A 17,861-nucleotide genomic window follows, 5' to 3' on the forward strand; every position below is an offset into this window, starting at 1 on the left:
TGCGACTGAACCTGCTTAATCTGAATTCAGTCGTAAATCGTAAAGATTGAGTATTTTCATCCCAATACTCATTTCATAGAACATGAAGGAGCAATTTATGGAATCCCATTCATCCATGCCTCAGTTAGGCGCGGGTACTTTCCGGTTAAAAGACGACGTGGCATACAACAGTGTGAAAGATGCACTGGAGGTCGGTTATCGTCATATCGACACCGCGCAAATTTATGAAAATGAAGAAGCGGTAGGCCGTGCGTTGAAAGACAGCGGTATTAACAGAGACGAATTATTTGTCACTACCAAAGTGTGGAATAACAAGCTGAACAGCAAGGACTTTCTGCCCAGTGTGAAGAAAAGTCTGGAGAAATTACAGCTTAGTTATGTTGATCTGCTGCTGATCCACTGGCCTTCCCCTGAGAACGGCGAGTCCATGGAGGAGTATCTGGGTGAACTGACGAAAGCGAAAGCACAGGGCCTGACCAGACATATCGGGGTATCTAACTTTACGATTGCCCACCTGGAAGAAGCGCAGCAGATTTTAGGAAAAGGGGAAATTTTTACCAATCAGGTAGAGGTACACCCGCATTTAACTAACGACAAGCTGCGTGCATACTGTACGGTAAATGATATTCATATCACAGGATATATGCCGTTTGCTGTGGGCAAAGTGTTGAAAGACGAAACGGTGATACAAATTGCTGAGAAGTATGAAGTGTCACCCGCCGAAGTAGTGATTGCATGGGAACTGGGGCACGGTCTGGCGACCATCCCGTCATCGACTAAGCGGGAAAATCTGGCGACAAACCTTAAAGGGGCATCGCTGACTCTTGCTATCGAAGACATGGATGCCATCGACAAATTAAACCGCAACGAACGTGAAGCGACGCCGGACTTTTCACCTGAGTGGGATTAATCCCTGACAAAAAAGGAACTGATGATGACTGTATGTGTAATTGCCACCGCAAGGACATCGCTGAGTGATGCAGCGAAAGTGACCGCGTTGTTTGAAACGTTGCAGGAACACTCACGAAAGGAAGAAGGCTGTATTCAGTATGATCTTGGGTTACGTGAAGTTGACGAAGAAGTGGAAGTGCTGGTGATGGAGCAGTGGACATCTCAGGCGGCACTTGATGACCATATGACATTGCCTCATTTCACTGCGTTTCAGGAAGTGTCGGAAGGCCTTATTAAAGACGTCACTATGCACGTATATACGCTGCATTCATAAAACTTTGAAGGCCTGGCTTGCTAGACAGGCCTTTATATCCGGAGTTTCGTCAGTAGTGACGCTCTGTTTATTGTGCGGGGCTGGCGACACGCATCATTCTTTCTGTGCTGTCCTCGCTCTCTCTTTTGATTAAACAAAATTGCTTTTTACCTTTTTGTAAAATCCAGTATGTGTTGAAGAGTGGCTGACCAACAGAGCTGGTATCAGATGACGCTTTTTTCCCGTTCACACTAACGGCATTGCAGGCAATAAGTTCCCTGGCCTCACGCCGGGAAGACGCAAGTCCGGTCAGGGTGAGTAATAGTACAAGCTCTTGCTGCAGAGTTTTCACGAGTGGCAGGCCGTCCATTTCCAGCTGTCTGATTTCTGATAGTGACAGCTTATTTACCTCTCCGGAAAACAAAGCTGAAGTAATTCTTATAGCGCTTTCAAGAGACGCCTGGCCGTGTACTAATGCTGTCACTTCTTTCGCCAGAATTTGCTGTGCTTCAGGTTTATTGCCTCGAGTTTTGTCTGCGAGCTCAATGGCTGCAATATCCTCTGTGCTCAGAAATGTGTAATAGCGAAGCAGGTTATAAACGTCTTTGTCATCTACTGAGAGCCAAAACTGGAAGAAGCGGTAAGCAGAGGTTTTGTCCGGGTCAAGCCAAATCGTGCCAGATTCCGTTTTACCGAACTTCGTGCCGTCAGCTTTTGTGATCAGAGGCAGTGTCATTCCGGAAACTCTGCATTGATTGAGCCTGCGGGTCAGATCAATACCGTCTAAAATATTTCCCCACTGATCGTTTCCACCAATCTGCAGCTTGCACTGGTGGCGACGGTTTAGTTCTGCAAAGTCATGCGCTTGTAACAACGCATAGCTGAACTCTGTGAACGATATTCCTTGTTCAGCACGTTGTAAACGCTTTTTTACTGAGTCACGTTTCAGCATAGCGTTAACCGAAAAGTGCTTGCCAGTGTCCCGAAAGAAGTCAATGATATTGATTGATCTAAACCAGTCAGCATTGTTTTCAATCAGGATAGGCTCCCCCACCAGTTCTTTAATCTGAATACCAAGCCTTTCAACCCATTCACCGACTTGCTCTGCAGAATTTAAAGTACGCTCACTGTCTTTAAAGCTCGGGTCGCCTATCATTCCTGTGGCTCCGCCGATCAGCGCTATCACTTTATGACCAGCTTTCTGCAAACGTTTGAGCATAATAAGCGGTACCAGATGACCTATGTGTAAACTGCCTGCAGTAGGGTCAAAACCACAGTAAATCGTCTGCGGCGACTCGAATAGGTTTTGCAGTTCTGCAACATCGCTTGTCTGGGATATCAATCCTCTGTCATTTAGATCATTGAAGATATTCATCATTGATAACCTGCCTTTCAATTTAATAAGGCGAGCGTACTGGAATGGACTTATCTACAGAATATCCCTAAAGGGACAGAACGTTATTTAGCGTGCGTAATGAGGTGATTAAGAAACAGCTGGAAAAACTCACTCAGAGATTTGACGTTTAACTGCTTATAGATTCGTTTCCGGTGATTTTTTACTGTTCCCTCAGAAATACCGGTAGCAACAGCGATTTCCTTAGAATCACAACCTTTTGCAATCAACATGGAGATTTCCTGTTCCCTGGGAGTGAGTATTGACTGTCCGAAAGTTGCCAGCGCGGATGAGATTAACTGACGCATATTGTCCGTTTGTTGAGTCGGGTTATAGACGCTTTCTGAAAAAATGAACTCTGTTTGTCCCCAGTGCTTCTGACAAATAGCCTCGATAACGGTGAAGTGTCGTGTAAGTAACTCAGTGTTCTGACGGGTAAAACGGGTAGCCTTCCTGATTGAGCCAAAACAAAACAGAACTGACTTACTGTCAGAAACATTAATCATCATGCCAAGCTCATCCTTCCAGCCAGTCTGATGATAAAAATGTCTGCAATAAGAGTTGTAGTCCGTGCGATCTATATTCAAATCGCTAAGCATATAAACGCCACTTTTTTTCCGCTTGCTGAAGTACCTGAAAAACGGGTCTTCATTGAAAGAGGATTTGAGATAAAGTTCGAACAGAAGGTCGCGGTTATCTTTAAGGGAGTCGTGAAGATAAACCGGGTGTTTGTCGGTCCGGCAGCCCAGAATCACAACACAGTCGAATTCCAGCATTGCGTCAAGCAACGTTGTTAACGTTGCAGCGAAGTTGACTGAATGAATGGCAGAGATTGTCTCTGCCATTAGTGTGTTAAATGATAAATCCCGCATGCCGGAAGTGTATGACTACAGGAGATTTTTCGCAACGTTTGCTAGGCTTCCTGGCTATTCACTCCGCCCCACAAAAACGTATCGGGTTGCCACATTTTGCCGTTGTCGAAACAGAAGCCGTTTTCTCTGTCCTGTGCAATGAGGATAGGGCCGTCGAGATCGACAAAGTCAGCGCCGTCACACAGCAAATAAGCCGGCGCCATTGCCAGCGACGTGCCTACCATACAACCTACCATGACAGAGAAATCCATTGCTCTTGCGGCTTTGTACAGAGCGGCAGCTTCGGTGAGACCGCCGGTTTTATCTAACTTGATGTTGATGCTCTGATAGCGTTTGCGCAATACGTCCAGCCCGGCTGACGTATGGCAGGACTCGTCGGCGCAAAGTGGAATTGGGCATTCATAATACTCAAGCACGTCATCGTTCTCTGCCGGTATGGGTTGCTCAATGAGTACAACATTGCAGGCTTTCAGCGGCTCAGCCACGGCTTTCAAGTCTTCGATGGTCCAGCCTTCGTTAGCATCTACAATCAGCCGGCTTTCCGGCGTGACTTCGTGAATAGCGCGGATCTTGTCAACAACGGCATCGGGGTCCAGCTTCACTTTGATTATTGGCGCGCCTTTGAGTTTACGCGCAGACGCCTGCATATTTTCGACAGTATCCACACTGATAGTTTGTGCGGTAAAGCAATGTGGCGTAACGGGTAAATCAAGTAGTTCCGACACCGGTTTGCCGGTTACTTTTGCGGTTAAGTCCCACAGGGCACAATCCAGCGCATTGCGGGCAGAGCCGGCTGGCAGCAATTCCGGTAGTGCTGCATGATCTTCAAGGCTGTCAATGCTGGCCCTGACCTGTTCTAACTGGGATGTAACCGATTCGATGGACTCGCCATACCTGCCATAGGGTACGGATTCGCCATATCCGGTATGCTTGCCGTCACTCACTGATACATGTATCACATCGGCTGCTGTTTTGGCTCCCCGGGAAATGCGAAACACCTGCGCCAGCGGAAAACGTTCGTGTTGAATTGTAATAGTTAATGCCATCAGAGGTTCCCGATAATATCACTGACACCAAAACGTACCGGGTCGGTACACGGTAAGCCGAGTTTTGAAGCCGTTTCTTCACAGTACGCCTTTGCTTCAGTTTCACTGACGCTGGATGTGTTTACCGCAACGCCAACAACTTTCACGTCAGGATTCGTTAATCTGGCAGCATTTACAGTCATTTCAATGACAGCTTCCAGCGTTGGTTGGGGATAGTGAGGTAACCCCCGCATGTGTGAACGGTTCAGCGCATGGCAGATCACCAGTGCATCAGGTTGGGAGCCGTGCAGCAACCCTAAACTGACACCGGCAAAGGCCGGATGGGACAGGGAGCCTTGTCCCTCGATAATATCCCAATGGTCTTCGTCGTTGTCAGGGCTGAGTGTTTCCACAGCACCGGATATGAAATCTGCTACCACACAGTCGATAGCGACGCCTTCACCGGCAACCAGAATGCCGCTTTGCCCGGTAGCACGGAAAGTCGCTTTCTGACCGGCTTCTTCCAGCGCTCTGGTCAGACACAGTGAAGTGTACATTTTGCCCACAGAGCAGTCGGTACCAACTGTAAGCAGACGCTTACCTGTACGTTTGATACCTTTGCCTGTCTTGAAGCGGGCTGTGGGATGACGGATATCAATGAGCTGGCGGTCACAACGCTGCGCGGCTTCCACCACGGCGGGGATACTGGTAAGTTTATCGTGCAGGCCGCTGACAACATGCATGCCGGCTTCAATGGCTTCTACGATTGTAGGAACCCACGCTTCATCAATAAAACCGCCGCTGTTTGCAAAGCCCAGCACAAAAGTGTTGGCGCCGGCATCGACCGCCTCATCAATAGTCATTGACGGGCAGCCGGTGGTGACCTCGCAACCCGGCAAGCGGTATTCACCGATGCAGGCTTCAGGATTCCAGTCTGCCACGCTCTTTGCCATTTTTATACTGAGCGGATCGGTGGCGTTGCCAATGAAAAGCAAATAAGGAGGAGTAAGTATCATAGTGCATCCTGAAAATTCTGAGAAGAAATCACTGTAAGGTCAGTGTGTTATTTCAGGCAGTGTAAAAGGCCGGAGAGCCGGTGATAAGTAGTAACTTTTGGCAAGGGTATAACGTCAGGTTATCCGCACGATAGTGTCGGACAGTGTACCGAGGAAACTTTCACACAGTTTGGATACCGGACGGCTGTCCAGAGAAAGCGCTTTTACGGTGAACGTTAATGAAGGGGCGAACCGGGCAATACCGGTTTTTTCTGTCTGATTACCCTCAGCGGTCAGTCTGTCAACAATACAGCATCCCAGACCTGCATCAACCAGCCGCGCGGCGATGTAATAGGTATCCACCTGGATTTGCGTTTTAATATCCAGGCCGGACTGTTCTATGTGACGCCAGGCCATTTCTCCTAACGGTCCGCTTTCCCAGATCCCGATAATGTCCAGGTTTTGTAAATCACTGATGGTCAGTGTTTCCGGCGCTTCGTTGAAAGCTTGTCTGGGATACATCACTACCATTTCCTGTTCACATAGCTGACGTTCTGCCACACCGGGCAATTCGGGAGATGAAAACAGTACGGCGGCATCACATTTGTGCGCCAGCAGGGTTTGCAGCGCTTCCTGGTTGTGAACGGTTTTAATATTCAGGGCAACATCCGGATGTTGCCGGCGGAACATTGCCATGGTTTGGGGAAGCACGTCGAAACCCAGCGCAGGAGTAACAGCAATATTGATGATGCCACTGCGTCCCCGTTGAATATTATTGGCAAGCTGCTTAACCGTATTCAGTTGCTTATAAATTTTGCTGATTTCCGGAAACATCATTTCTGCTTCCGCTGTGGGCGTTAACTTGCCTTTGTTGCGGTGAAAAAGGTCGAAGCCAAGCTGTTGCTCTGCATGGGCCAGTACTTTAGACACCGATGGCTGAGACACATACAGTAAGTTAGCAGCGCCGGTAATGGAGCCGGTGGTATAAATGGCATGAAATACTTCAATATGGCGCAAACGCATATCACTTTCCCTGGTTCAGCAAAGGCCTGACAAACCATTTAATTAAATTCGCAGCGGGATGACAAGGTCACGAAGACAAAAAACTCAGGAGGGGAGGGCCGCGCAACAGCAAGGAAGTGCTATTGTGCGGCAGGTTGGTATAAGGGATGACTCAAAGCTGGTCTAACAGTGCCTTACGTTTCTCTTCGTAATCCGCGTCACTGATAAGCCCTTCTTCGAAAAGCTCTTTAAGTGTAGCGAGTTTGGCACGAACTTCGGTTGAAATCGTGTCTGCTGCCTCACCGACGATAGAACTGCGTTTACCCGTTAAGGTTTCATCGATAGTTGCGACAAAAATTTTGCTGTATCTGCCGTTCGCTTCAAACTGACAATCTGTTTCACCATCGTAGGCCCATGGCACGTTAGACCATTCTTTGATCTGAGGGCTGTCAGACGCACATTTACGAATTTGACCCAGTTTTATCAGGTTCCGGCCTTCAAGCTGATACTTCTCAATCACACTCCATGACCAGTGTGAATTTTCCGGATGATGGCGGACATCTTTGGGAGATTCGAGGAAAAACTCCTCATGATGCCCGTATGTCATATACAGGTAGCTGCCGTCATACAGCGCGAGAAATTTAGAACGGGTCCAGTTACAGTTGGTACAGGTATACCAGCCGTAAATAATATTATTTTCGTCCATGCGCTCGAATTGAAGATAAATACCGTCACTCACGTACTGCCGGTAAATTTTTTCCTGCGGCTCCACAGGCTTTATACTGACGAGCTTCTTAAATACCTCTGTTTCCAGCATAGGCGAGGGCGGATTCCACGTGGCGCAACCACCCAGAGATAAACCTGCAAGGACCAGACAGGCCGATAAAAATTTGTTCACGGACACTTCCTTATTCAGTAATGCAATTGATTAAATATGGAACAAGTATACAAAACTGACAAGGAAGCGGGCGGGAACTTGCTAACGTTCTTTCATACCCGGGTATAGTAAGCCGGAAACAAAGCAGCCACCCGAAGGTGGCTGTTTTTAACGATAACTTATCTGCAAGTCTTACTCGTCCAGGAAGCTGCGCAGCTGCTCTGAACGGCTTGGGTGGCGAAGTTTACGTAACGCTTTCGCTTCAATCTGACGGATACGCTCACGGGTAACATCGAACTGCTTACCTACTTCTTCCAGCGTGTGGTCAGTGTTCATGTCGATACCGAAACGCATACGTAGTACTTTTGCTTCACGGGCTGTCAGACCGGCCAGAACTTCCTGGGTCGCGTCTTTCAGGCTGCCGCCGGTAGCTGAATCGAGGGGCTGAATAATGGTGCTGTCCTCGATAAAGTCACCCAGATGCGAATCTTCATCATCACCGATGGGGGTTTCCATGGAGATGGGCTCTTTCGCAATCTTAAGCACTTTACGGATTTTGTCTTCCGGCATTGCCATACGTTCTGACAATTCTTCCGGCGTTGGCTCACGACCCATTTCCTGCAGCATCTGACGGGAGATACGGTTCAGTTTGTTAATGGTTTCAATCATGTGAACCGGAATACGGATAGTCCGTGCCTGGTCAGCGATTGAACGGGTGATCGCTTGACGAATCCACCATGTTGCATAGGTTGAGAACTTATAACCACGACGGTATTCGAACTTATCAACCGCTTTCATCAGACCGATGTTACCTTCCTGAATCAAATCCAGGAATTGAAGGCCCCGGTTGGTGTACTTCTTCGCGATTGAAATAACCAGACGTAAGTTCGCCTCAACCATTTCTTTCTTCGCACGGCGGGCTTTCGCTTCACCGATAGACATGCGACGGTTGATGTCTTTAATGTCAGCGATAACCAGACCAGTTTCCTGTTCTACGCTGTTCATCTTGGAGACAGAACGTTCGATATCTTCTTTGTAGTTTTGCAGCATGCCGGTGTAAGGCGCACCTGAAGATAACGTGGCTTCTAACCAGTCTGTAGTGGTTTCGTTGCCAGCAAATGCCTTTATGAAATCTTTCTTAGGCATCTTTGCGTTTACAACGCAGTACTTCATGACCAGGCGTTCCTGGATACGTACTTTGTCCATCATGTCGCGCATGTTTTTAACCATGCGGTCGAACTGCTTAGGTACTAAGCGGAACTCTTTGAATACTTCGCTGAGTACGCCAATTTCTTCGCGGGACTTCTTGTCTGAACGGCCATGCTTTTCAATAACAGCACGGGTTTTCAGGTATTGTTCACGAAGCTTGCCGAACTTTTCACGGGCAACTTCCGGATCAACGCCGCTATCGTCCTCGTCGCTGTCATCATCATCGTCGTCATCATCGTCATCGTCTTCGTCATCTAACTCTTCAGCTGACAATTCAGAACCGATGTGGGTAGCGGTAGGTGCGAGATCCTGTTCTTCGTTAGGATCGACGAAACCGGAAATAATATCGCCAAGACGAATTTCTTCCGCTTCAAATAAATCCCACTGTTCCAGCAGGTAAGTGATGGCTTCAGGGTATTCAGCAACAGAACACTGTACCTGGTTGATGCCGTCTTCGATACGCTTGGCGATTTCGATTTCGCCTTCACGGGTCAACAGTTCAACGGTACCCATTTCACGCATGTACATGCGGACAGGGTCGGTTGTACGGCCAATTTCACTTTCTACGGTTGCCAGCGCCTGAGCTGCAGCTTCAGCGGCATCTTCATCGGCGGTGGTTTCTTGCATGAGTAATTCATCGGAATCCGGTGCGGACTCTGAAACCTGAATACCCATATCGTTGATCATACTAATGATGTCTTCGATCTGATCTGAATCGACGATATCTTGTGGCAGGTGGTCGTTTACTTCTGCAAAAGTTAAGTAACCTTGTTCTTTACCTTTTGCAATCAGGAGTTTAATCTGAGACTGCTTGCTTTGAGCCATATAACCTACACTTCTCACATTGAATTAATAAGCAAAAAAGCACGTTCAAGAGCCGGAAAAATCCCGTCTTGTCCATGCTTGCTATCGTTTGTTACCGCACCTGTCAGAACATCGGCTATTGTAATTTCGGCCTGAATTATGCATCTTATACGTCTCAAGATTGCATCAAGGTAAGCCCGATGTTTTCTATAAAATCTGCTTGCAGCGAATTAGCCAGTATAACAGAAAGACCCCATTTTTGACCAGACGTTCAGCGTGATTTTTCGCCAGAACTTTATCCGGCGGCCTCGTGAGCTACGACTTCTGACGTTCTTTCATCAATAAGGTCAATTCTGTTTTCTCTTCCTGAGAGAGCGACTGCATACGCGACCGTGAAATCAGCGTCTCAATTCTGCTGTCGAAATGCCAGTCGAGCAGCTTTGCAAAACTGTCGCAATACACGGTATCTGCGTCATCTTCCTTAATCAGGTGTTCCTGTAACAGCAACTTCGCGATGACAGAAGAATGGGGATGGTCACGGAAGTTTTCAAGGACCTGGGCGGTGGTGGATTGTGGATTATTTAAACAGTACCCGTGAATGTCGATGAGCACGTGGATACCGGCAACACCACTTTGTGCCAGTACCTGCGGCGAGCAGTGGGTGTGTCTGGCAGCCAGTGCCGGGTTATCCAGCAGTAAACGCACCATTGTACGGACCGGCGATATCTGGGTCTTTTGTTGGGTGTAGTGGGAATCCTTTGGTTTTGACGACTTTTGCTTTGCCTGTTGCATATCCTGCTGCAAACGAAAGCGGTCATATTCACCCACATGTTTCGCCAGTTCTTCCTGCAACATGGCTTTCTGACTGTCACCCAGTACCTGGTCTATCAAAGGCTGCGCAGCGGCTTTCAACGCCACTTTACCTTCCGGCGTGCCGACTTCATGTTGTTTCAGCAGTGATTCAAAAAAGAACCGCGATAAGGGCATGGCGTCATCGAGTAATGCCATAAAGGTATCTTTGCCCGTCTGGCGAACCATGGTATCCGGATCTTCACCATCAGGAAGAAACAGGAATGTCAGTTTCACACCATCTTTTAATGCGGGTAATGCATTTTCAAGTGCCCGCCAGGCAGCTTCACGCCCGGCACGGTCACCGTCGTAACAGCACACAATGTGGGAAGTGGTGCGCATCAGCATACTGAGGTGCTCCGGCGTCGTTGCTGTGCCCAGTGCTGCAGTGGCAATATGGATATCGAACTGGCTCAGCGCAACCACATCCATGTAGCCTTCCACTATCACCACTTTATCAAGGTGGCGCTGGCTTTGTTTCGCCTGATAAAAGCCAAACAGTTCGTAGCCTTTGTGGAAAATCCGTGTTTCCGGAGAGTTAAGGTATTTCGGGCCGCCGTCATCCAGCACCCGGCCGCCAAAGCCGATCACTCTGCCACGGCGATCGCGGATAGGAAACATGATCCGGTCACGGAAGAAATCATAAGTCTTGCCGCGATCATTTTTGTTTACCAGTTTCAGATCCAGCAACTGCTGAACCCGTTGGGGATCTGTGCCGAAGGTTTTCAGTACGCCATCCCATTCTGACGGGGCGTAGCCGATTTCCCAGTGCTTCACAATATCACCGGATAAACCGCGGCCTTTCAGATAGTCAATTGCTTTGTGGCTGTTGGCATGCTGTCTTAACTGCTGCTGAAAATAGCGGGTGACAGATTCCATCAGTGCATAGTCATCCTGTTGCTGCTGACGCTTCTCTTCTGTCATTGCAGGCCGGCTGCTCTGTTCCCGCGGGATCTCTAACCCGTGTAGCCGTGCCAGCTCTTCAATCGCCTCTACAAACTCCAGCCGGTCAAATTCCATGATAAAGGAGATTGCATTGCCGTGAGCGCCACAGCCAAAACAGTGATAGAACTGCTTGTCCTGACTGACGGTAAAAGACGGGGTTTTTTCATTATGAAACGGACAACAGGCCTGATAATTCTTACCCGCTTTTTTCAGTTTCACACGGCTGTCCACAATGTCGACAACATCGGTACGGGCTAACAGATCATCAATAAAATCGCGGGGAATTCTTCCGGACATGCAGTATATGTAACCTACGGGTATATAACAGAAACAGTAACAGCTGATCAGTGCCTGAGCGCGATGTCAGAAGGGTCAGCAAACGTGGGTTACTTTATCAGGGAGAGAAGAAGGCGCAACCTTTTCGTATTGCGCCTGATCTTTTTAAACGGCTATCTGAACTGACTCAGGGTGTTACGCGTTCAGACGCGCTTTGATTTTTCCACTCAGTGCGCCCATGTCTGTGCGGCCCTGAACTTTTGGCTTCAATGCACCCATGACTTTACCCATGTCCTGCATGCCGGTGGCACCGGTTGCAGCCATAGCTTCGTCAATCAGAGCAGCCACTTCTTCATCAGTAAGCGGTTGTGGCAGGAAAGATTCTAAAATTACGATTTCCGCACGTTCTGTGCTGGCCAGATCATCACGATTTGCCTGATCATACTGGGCGGCCGCGTCGGCACGCTGCTTAACCATCTTGGTTAAGATAGCCAGAATGGCGGTATCGTCTACAGTGATTTGCTCATCAATTTCTTTTTGCTTGATGGCGGCCAGTGCCATACGAATTGTGCCAAGTTTCAATTTTTCTTTGGCGCGCATGGCATCTTTTTGTGCGTTTTTTAAATCGTCAATTAAAGCCATAGTATTTTTCTTTCCTGATGTCGGGCTTATCAGAAGGACAGGGCGGGCAGGACGGGAATCACTTTTTCAGTGGTCCTGAGACAGCAAAGGTGCCTTAAGGCACCTTTGTTAAGCCAACACTATCTTAGTAGAGTTTTACGCGACGTGCGTTTTCGCGAGCCAGCTTTTTCAGATGACGCTTTTTAGCAGCCGCTTTTTTACGCTTACGTTCCCAAGTAGGCTTTTCGAAGAACTCACGACGACGAACTTCTGACAAAACACCTGCTTTTTCACAAGAGCGTTTAAAACGACGAAGAGCGACATCAAACGGCTCGTTTTCTCTAACTTTAACGATAGGCATTAAATTCTCACCTCAAAATTTTCAAGACTGTAGCCGGGCGTGAAAGTGTGCGATAAATCGACACCCGGGTTAAAAATGGTGCGAAATTCTATTCTTTTCTGAAGGGAAAGTAAAGCCGGTAGTGTTAATAAATTAACCAGCGATCGCAGATTTTTAGCTGAATCTGATTCGCGATCCTCGCATTTACCGTTTTCAGGGTGAACGAATAACGGTAAACTTGCCCGCCCTGCACCACCATAAAGAGGTTTATCAATGCGTATTCTGGGTATCGAAACATCCTGCGACGAAACGGGCATCGCGGTTTACGATGACGAAAAAGGATTGTTGTCCCACGAATTATACAGTCAGGTTAAACTGCACGCCGATTATGGTGGTGTGGTTCCCGAACTGGCATCCCGCGATCATGTGCGTAAGATCATACCACTGATCCGCAAAGCATTGAAAGACGCGGCTACTGAAGGTGAAGACCTTGACGGCATCGCATTTACTCAGGGACCGGGTCTTGTCGGGGCATTATTAGTAGGTTCATCCGTAGGTCGCGCACTGTCTTACGCCTGGAATATACCGGCCGTGGGTGTACACCACATGGAAGGGCATTTGCTGGCTCCTATGCTGGAAGAAAATGCTCCCGCGTTTCCTTTTGTGGCGCTGTTGGTATCAGGTGGTCACTCGATGCTGGTGAATGTGCAGGGGATTGGCCAGTACGAAGTGCTGGGTGAGTCCATTGACGATGCTGCCGGTGAAGCCTTTGATAAAACCGCCAAGTTACTGGGTCTGGATTACCCGGGCGGTCCGCTGCTGGCAAAGCTGGCAGAAAAAGGTGAGGGTGGACACTATAAATTTCCCCGTCCGATGACAGACCGCCCCGGCCTGGATTTCAGCTTCAGCGGATTAAAAACCTTTGCCGCTAACACCATCCGCGATGCCGACGACTCCGAACAAACCAAAGCGAATATTGCGTTCGCCTTTCAGGAAGCTGTTGTTGATACCCTTATCATTAAGTGCAAGCGTGCGCTTAAACAAACCGGTCTGAAGCGGCTGGTCATTGCCGGTGGTGTCAGTGCCAATACGTATTTGCGTGAGTCCATGGAATCGCTGATGAAAGAACTCCGTGGCGAGGTGTTTTATCCGGGACTCGCTTTTTGCACCGATAACGGCGCCATGATTGCCTATGCCGGCATGCAGCGCTTAAAGGCCGGACAATTCTGTGATTTATCCGCCGCCGCCAAACCCCGCTGGCCACTGGATTCTTTGCCCGCGGTGTAAGTTGCGAACTTTGCGGTCAGTGAATTGTTGTTGTCACAGTCCACTTTTATACTGTGCCAAGTATTAAAAGACGGACAAAACAATGAAACGAAAAGGACTGTGGGCAACACTTTTGCTGGCTGTACTGACAACCGGCGTGCAGGCGATGGATGACACGCCTTATGTGGTGATGATATCCATAGATGGTTTTCGCCACGATTATGTGGAAAAACACAACGCGGCCAATATTGCACAAATTGCGAAAGACGGGGTGCGGGCTGAGAAGATGATTCCGGTGTACCCGTCCAGCACATTTCCCAATCATATTTCTATAATCACCGGTTTATTGCCCGTTCACCACGGTATCGTAAATAACGCTTTTTACGACAAATCCCGCCCTGTAAAAGACAGTTATGCCCGATATTCCATGGGTAAAGGGTACGGCGATTCGACCTGGTTATCTGGTATGCCTTTTTGGAATCTGGTGGAGTTTAACGGTTTAAAGGCGGCTACGTATTTCTGGCCGGAATCTGATGCCAGAATTAACGGCAATCTGCCGTCTTATCACTATCACTACTCTAAATATGCGGATTATCAGGGAAGAATTGATCAGATAACCGAATGGTTGTCTTTACCTGAAGTATCGCGTCCGCATTTCATTGCGGGCTACTTTTCACTGGTGGATACGCAAGGGCACGATTTCGGGCCTGATGCTAAAGAAACCTACGACGCTGTTCAGCTCATAGACGGTCTGATTGGCCAGCTTTATGGCAGAATCAAACAGCTGGATATCCCGGTTAACCTGGTGCTGGTGTCTGATCACGGTATGACGGCTATCCGCCAGGAAAGCAAGGTGGTAGAGGCTGAGCTTGGGATCAGCGACAAGTTTGCCGTTGAGACCCGCGGTTCACAGGTACTTATCTATGGTAAAAAAGGCACAACGGAGCAGGAAATCAGTGCGCTGAAGGCGTCTTTAGAAGATGCTGCTAAAGGGCGTTATTCGGTGATGTCCGATTCACGCAGAGCCAGCGTTCATATGGAACGGGATCAGCGTACCGGCGACATCATGCTGGAAATCCGGCCCCCGGGTTACTTTGTCAGTGACAGCACCCACGATGGTAAAGGTGCTCACGGTTTTGATGCAACACTGGAAGACATGGCTGCCACCTTTATTGCTGCAGGTCCTGATTTCAGACAGGGGGCGACCATACCGCCGATGAAAAACCTGGAAATTTATCCTGGTCTGGCGAAGCTGATGAAGCTGGAATTTGTGCCTGAAACAGACAGTGGCAGCAACACCTTTAATCTTGGTCTGGTTGAGCAGTAATCTGACCCGTACCGCGGGGGCTGAAGCGTCGCTCAAAGCACCCTGCGGTTACCGGAATGATCAGAAGAAGCAGCAGTACTCCTACCAGCGTATTCCATCCGAAATGCTTGTATAAAAGGCTGGACAGGGTAATACCGGCCCAGCCACCCACATAGTAAAACAGCGTGTACAGAGCATTAGCACGGCCTTGTCCGCCGGTAAGTTTACTGTTCAGTGCACCTACAGCAGCGGCATGAATGGTGAAAAAACCTGCGCACAGTAAAATCAGCCCGGCAGTGACAGCCAGCACCGAGGGAAGCAACAACATCAACAGGGAAACACACAGTACAGCAGCACCTGTCAGTAAGGTGTTGCCGCTGCCAATGCGGTTACTGAGCTTGCCTGTTAACGGACCAATCATCACGCCGGTAAGATACACCATGTAAAGCAGGGTGGTGTCCTCAGTGGTGAATGCAAATGGGGCTTGAGTAAGGTGAAAAGGCAGAAAATTAAATACTGACGAGAAAATGCCGAATCCGCTCAGTGCACACAGGTACAGTCGTAAAAGCGGCCACTGCCTGACAAGTTGAATGTAACGGACTGCAGGCGCTTTCGGGTCAGACTTTTCGCGCTTATCACGTGGAAGACCGTACAGAGCCAGCGAAAAGGCAATGAGCGTGAACAGACTGGTTGCAACAAATGCATAACGCCAGTGCTCCGGAGAAAACGCCCAGCCACCCAGTAACCGGCCGCCTAGACCGCCGGCAACGGTGGCTGACACATAAGCGCCCATCACAACATTCAATTTTTCAGGGGGCAGTGAGCGGGAAAGCCAGGCAACGATACAGGTTGTCAGCGACGGAACGAAGATGCCCTGTACGAATCTTGCGGCAATCAGTACATTCAGGTTGTCTGTGACCGCACAAATCAGTCCGCACAGAACAATGGCGGTTCCGCCTGTTGCGATGACGGGGCGAACCGGAAATTTATCTGATATTAATCCGAAAGGCAGGTTTGCCAGCGCTATGCCCAACACCACTGCCGATACCGTGAAAGACACCATGACCAGGTCAGTATTAAAGTCCTGACGGAGTACAGGAAGTACCGGTTGAGTAATATAGATGTTGGTAAACGCGGCACAGACCAGCATGAAAATGATGAACTGCAAGCGGGTTTGCGCCTGAAAATGCATGATGTTTTCTCAGATTACAGAAAGAAATGAAGAGTTTGCCGGTAAACCGGTGACATTCGTTATTCTGGCAGTGTGCGGTTTTATTTTAAACGTACTTTATCCCACACTTTACTTTCTTCACCTTTGAGCAGGCGTTGAATATTGTCTTTGTGCCGAAAGATAATGAGCACCGACAACATGATCACCGGAACGGTGTACATAGGTTTGATAAACCAGGTAAATAACGGCGCCAGACTTACCGCAATAATGGCTGCCAGAGAGGCATAGCCCCAGACAAACATGACCAGCAGCCAGGTCAGGATCAGCAAGCCAGCCAGTTCCGGGCCCAGTGGCAACAATACACCAAAAGCGGTAGCCACGGCTTTGCCACCTTTGAAGCCGAAGTACAGCGGAAAAATGTGTCCCAGACAGGCCGCAACGCCAATAAAACCCAGAGCAACAGGTTCAATGCCCATCCAGTAGCTGCAATACACCGGCACCGTGCCTTTAAACACGTCCATGAACAATACCAGGGCTGCCGGAACGCGGCCGCCGAGTCTGAATACATTGGTGGCCCCGGGGTTATTTGAACCGGCGGCGCGGGGATCAGGAAGCTGGTATAACCGGCAAACCACAACGGCGCTGGAAAGCGAACCCATCAGGTAAGCGATACAGACCATAAGAATTACCAGGGCGATCATTTGTTGCAGACACTATCAATACGTTACATGCACGCAGACTAACAGGAATCGCAGGTAAAATACCAGCAAGGTTTAGTGACCGCAGGGGCAGTTGTGGTAAAGTGGCGGCCACCACTGTAAGGCGAGCCGCAGGCGCTGTAACTTATGCCACAAACGCAACACATTATTCTGTCCGGTCTTAAAGTTGATACCCTGATCGGGGTGTATGACTGGGAGCGGACCCGCAAAACCACACTATTGTTTGACGTGACCGTACAGGCCGACCTGTCTGCGGCAATGCAAAGCGATGATGTAAAAGACACCATTGATTATGCATTGCTGGCAAAAGCTATTCAGGATGCCGCCGCCGATCAGACCTTTGAGTTGCTTGAAGCCCTTGGCGGCCACGTGATGAACGCTGTCTTTAAGGATTTTCCTGTCGCGCACATTAAGCTGGCGATCACCAAGCCGGATATTCTGCCGGATGTAAATACAGTGACAGTTGTCTTTGAACAGAGTCGTGGTGACTGATGCACCTTATTACCATCAGTCTGGGCACTAACGTTCAGCGTACCTGGTACGCCAGACAAGGGTACGTTTATTTAAAACGTCACTTTTCTGCGGTAACGTGTTCCAGAATGTTTGAAAGTGAAGCGGTTGGCTTTGATGGTTCACCGTTTTATAACTGTGTGATCAGTGCTGAAACGACTTTAAGTCCCGGTGATGTGAATGCCACGCTGAAAGCGATTGAGCGTGAAAATGGCCGGACTCACAGTGAAAAAAAGTATTGTGCTCGCACTCTGGATTTAGATCTATTAACCTACGACAACGTAGAGACAACGCACCCTGTTGCGTTGCCGAGGGCAGAAATTTTGCACAATGCATTTGTACTGCAACCCCTTGCAGAACTGTTGCCTGACCACGTGCACCCCGTAACAGGAAAAACCTACCGGCAGTTGTGGCAGGAATACGATCAAACTTCCCAACGGCTATGGCCTATCGATTTTACATGGAGTGATTCTTAGG

The 17,861-nt window shown here is 48.8% G+C and carries 18 protein-coding genes; 6 read left to right on the plus strand and 12 right to left on the minus strand.

Going from position 1 to position 17,861, the window contains the following annotated elements; all coding sequences use genetic code 11:
- The first annotated feature begins 97 nt into the window (after positions 1–97).
- Together dkgB and ACXAH4_RS06680 are read left to right on the plus strand one after the other, a co-directional pair.
- Complete coding sequence (gene dkgB, locus ACXAH4_RS06675; protein WP_474881215.1) at positions 98–910, plus strand: 2,5-didehydrogluconate reductase DkgB; 813 nt, start codon at positions 98–100, stop codon at positions 908–910.
- Between the two features lie 21 nt (positions 911–931).
- A complete protein-coding gene (locus tag ACXAH4_RS06680) occupies positions 932–1,225 on the plus strand; it encodes a putative quinol monooxygenase (protein ID WP_303573757.1) in 294 nt (97 codons plus the stop codon).
- 67 nt (positions 1,226–1,292) lie between these two features.
- On the opposite strand, the gene tyrS is transcribed toward ACXAH4_RS06680, so the two are convergent.
- From tyrS to rpsU, 10 genes are all read right to left on the minus strand, one after another.
- Positions 1,293–2,582 carry a tyrosine--tRNA ligase gene (tyrS, locus tag ACXAH4_RS06685; protein WP_474845024.1) on the minus strand — a complete coding sequence of 430 codons (1,290 nt, stop codon included), beginning with the start codon at positions 2,580–2,582 and terminating at the stop codon, positions 1,293–1,295.
- A gap of 80 nt (positions 2,583–2,662) precedes the next feature.
- On the minus strand, positions 2,663–3,442 hold the full coding sequence (locus ACXAH4_RS06690; protein WP_474845022.1) for a response regulator transcription factor: 780 nt from the start codon (positions 3,440–3,442) through the stop codon (positions 2,663–2,665).
- 68 nt (positions 3,443–3,510) lie between these two features.
- Positions 3,511–4,515: an N-acetyl-D-Glu racemase DgcA gene (gene dgcA / locus ACXAH4_RS06695; protein ID WP_474881217.1), complete on the minus strand. Its 1,005-nt coding sequence runs from the start codon at positions 4,513–4,515 to the stop codon at positions 3,511–3,513.
- Positions 4,515–5,510, minus strand: coding sequence for an N-acetyltransferase DgcN (gene dgcN / locus ACXAH4_RS06700; RefSeq protein WP_474881219.1), 996 nt, complete (start codon positions 5,508–5,510; stop codon positions 4,515–4,517). Before dgcN ends, dgcA begins: the two co-directional genes overlap by 1 nt.
- Before the next feature lie 114 nt (positions 5,511–5,624).
- The gene (locus tag ACXAH4_RS06705; protein WP_474865292.1) at positions 5,625–6,512 is read right to left on the minus strand and encodes a LysR family transcriptional regulator; all 888 of its coding nucleotides are present in this window, start codon (positions 6,510–6,512) and stop codon (positions 5,625–5,627) included.
- Positions 6,513–6,663: 151 nt separating this feature from the next.
- The gene (locus tag ACXAH4_RS06710; protein ID WP_349584199.1) at positions 6,664–7,389 is read right to left on the minus strand and encodes an SHOCT domain-containing protein; all 726 of its coding nucleotides are present in this window, start codon (positions 7,387–7,389) and stop codon (positions 6,664–6,666) included.
- A 171-nt stretch (positions 7,390–7,560) separates the two neighbouring features.
- On the minus strand, positions 7,561–9,402 hold the full coding sequence (rpoD, locus tag ACXAH4_RS06715; RefSeq protein ID WP_474845012.1) for an RNA polymerase sigma factor RpoD: 1,842 nt from the start codon (positions 9,400–9,402) through the stop codon (positions 7,561–7,563).
- Positions 9,403–9,696: 294 nt separating this feature from the next.
- Entirely contained in the window at positions 9,697–11,472 is a 1,776-nt protein-coding gene (dnaG, locus tag ACXAH4_RS06720; protein ID WP_474881221.1) for a DNA primase, read from the minus strand.
- A 174-nt stretch (positions 11,473–11,646) separates the two neighbouring features.
- Positions 11,647–12,093 carry a GatB/YqeY domain-containing protein gene (locus ACXAH4_RS06725; RefSeq protein WP_119500099.1) on the minus strand — a complete coding sequence of 149 codons (447 nt, stop codon included), beginning with the start codon at positions 12,091–12,093 and terminating at the stop codon, positions 11,647–11,649.
- A gap of 124 nt (positions 12,094–12,217) precedes the next feature.
- On the minus strand, positions 12,218–12,433 hold the full coding sequence (gene rpsU, locus ACXAH4_RS06730; RefSeq protein ID WP_012517258.1) for a 30S ribosomal protein S21: 216 nt from the start codon (positions 12,431–12,433) through the stop codon (positions 12,218–12,220).
- A gap of 252 nt (positions 12,434–12,685) precedes the next feature.
- Here rpsU and tsaD point away from each other — a divergent pair, with 252 nt between their 5' ends.
- Together tsaD and ACXAH4_RS06740 are read left to right on the plus strand one after the other, a co-directional pair.
- Positions 12,686–13,699, plus strand: coding sequence for a tRNA (adenosine(37)-N6)-threonylcarbamoyltransferase complex transferase subunit TsaD (tsaD, locus tag ACXAH4_RS06735; RefSeq protein ID WP_474845008.1), 1,014 nt, complete (start codon positions 12,686–12,688; stop codon positions 13,697–13,699).
- Positions 13,700–13,781: 82 nt separating this feature from the next.
- Positions 13,782–15,005, plus strand: a complete 1,224-nt coding sequence (locus ACXAH4_RS06740) for an alkaline phosphatase family protein (protein WP_474881223.1) — start codon at positions 13,782–13,784, stop codon at positions 15,003–15,005.
- Here the strand turns inward: ACXAH4_RS06740 and ACXAH4_RS06745 are convergent.
- Together ACXAH4_RS06745 and plsY are read right to left on the minus strand one after the other, a co-directional pair.
- On the minus strand, positions 14,980–16,176 hold the full coding sequence (locus tag ACXAH4_RS06745) for an MFS transporter (RefSeq protein WP_474881224.1): 1,197 nt from the start codon (positions 16,174–16,176) through the stop codon (positions 14,980–14,982). The genes ACXAH4_RS06740 and ACXAH4_RS06745 overlap by 26 nt on opposite strands.
- 80 nt (positions 16,177–16,256) lie before the next feature.
- Positions 16,257–16,856, minus strand: coding sequence for a glycerol-3-phosphate 1-O-acyltransferase PlsY (plsY, locus tag ACXAH4_RS06750; protein ID WP_119500103.1), 600 nt, complete (start codon positions 16,854–16,856; stop codon positions 16,257–16,259).
- Positions 16,857–17,000: 144 nt separating this feature from the next.
- Here plsY and folB point away from each other — a divergent pair, with 144 nt between their 5' ends.
- Both folB and folK read left to right on the plus strand, forming a co-directional pair.
- Positions 17,001–17,366: a dihydroneopterin aldolase gene (folB, locus tag ACXAH4_RS06755; RefSeq protein ID WP_349584215.1), complete on the plus strand. Its 366-nt coding sequence runs from the start codon at positions 17,001–17,003 to the stop codon at positions 17,364–17,366.
- Complete coding sequence (folK, locus tag ACXAH4_RS06760; RefSeq protein ID WP_474881227.1) at positions 17,366–17,860, plus strand: 2-amino-4-hydroxy-6-hydroxymethyldihydropteridine diphosphokinase; 495 nt, start codon at positions 17,366–17,368, stop codon at positions 17,858–17,860. Before folB ends, folK begins: the two co-directional genes overlap by 1 nt.
- The last annotated feature ends 1 nt before the right edge of the window (position 17,861 follow it).

Source organism: Alteromonas sp. ABV2_168, assembly GCF_056161165.1.

What these genes read in the sequence shown, in the direction of transcription:
- dkgB (WP_474881215.1), top strand. Translation starts at nt 98, where the DNA reads ATGGAATCCCATTCATCCATGCCTCAGTTAGGCGCGGGTACTTTCCGG.
- folB (WP_349584215.1), top strand. Translation starts at nt 17,001, where the DNA reads ATGCCACAAACGCAACACATTATTCTGTCCGGTCTTAAAGTTGATACC.
- tyrS (WP_474845024.1), bottom strand. Translation starts at nt 2,582, where the DNA reads ATGATGAATATCTTCAATGATCTAAATGACAGAGGATTGATATCCCAG.
- ACXAH4_RS06740 (WP_474881223.1), top strand. Translation starts at nt 13,782, where the DNA reads ATGAAACGAAAAGGACTGTGGGCAACACTTTTGCTGGCTGTACTGACA.
- rpoD (WP_474845012.1), bottom strand. Translation starts at nt 9,402, where the DNA reads ATGGCTCAAAGCAAGCAGTCTCAGATTAAACTCCTGATTGCAAAAGGT.
- ACXAH4_RS06725 (WP_119500099.1), bottom strand. Translation starts at nt 12,093, where the DNA reads ATGGCTTTAATTGACGATTTAAAAAACGCACAAAAAGATGCCATGCGC.
- dgcA (WP_474881217.1), bottom strand. Translation starts at nt 4,515, where the DNA reads ATGGCATTAACTATTACAATTCAACACGAACGTTTTCCGCTGGCGCAG.
- ACXAH4_RS06690 (WP_474845022.1), bottom strand. Translation starts at nt 3,442, where the DNA reads ATGGCAGAGACAATCTCTGCCATTCATTCAGTCAACTTCGCTGCAACG.
- tsaD (WP_474845008.1), top strand. Translation starts at nt 12,686, where the DNA reads ATGCGTATTCTGGGTATCGAAACATCCTGCGACGAAACGGGCATCGCG.
- dnaG (WP_474881221.1), bottom strand. Translation starts at nt 11,472, where the DNA reads ATGTCCGGAAGAATTCCCCGCGATTTTATTGATGATCTGTTAGCCCGT.
- ACXAH4_RS06745 (WP_474881224.1), bottom strand. Translation starts at nt 16,176, where the DNA reads ATGCATTTTCAGGCGCAAACCCGCTTGCAGTTCATCATTTTCATGCTG.
- ACXAH4_RS06705 (WP_474865292.1), bottom strand. Translation starts at nt 6,512, where the DNA reads ATGCGTTTGCGCCATATTGAAGTATTTCATGCCATTTATACCACCGGC.
- ACXAH4_RS06680 (WP_303573757.1), top strand. Translation starts at nt 932, where the DNA reads ATGATGACTGTATGTGTAATTGCCACCGCAAGGACATCGCTGAGTGAT.
- plsY (WP_119500103.1), bottom strand. Translation starts at nt 16,856, where the DNA reads ATGATCGCCCTGGTAATTCTTATGGTCTGTATCGCTTACCTGATGGGT.
- folK (WP_474881227.1), top strand. Translation starts at nt 17,366, where the DNA reads ATGCACCTTATTACCATCAGTCTGGGCACTAACGTTCAGCGTACCTGG.
- dgcN (WP_474881219.1), bottom strand. Translation starts at nt 5,510, where the DNA reads ATGATACTTACTCCTCCTTATTTGCTTTTCATTGGCAACGCCACCGAT.
- rpsU (WP_012517258.1), bottom strand. Translation starts at nt 12,433, where the DNA reads ATGCCTATCGTTAAAGTTAGAGAAAACGAGCCGTTTGATGTCGCTCTT.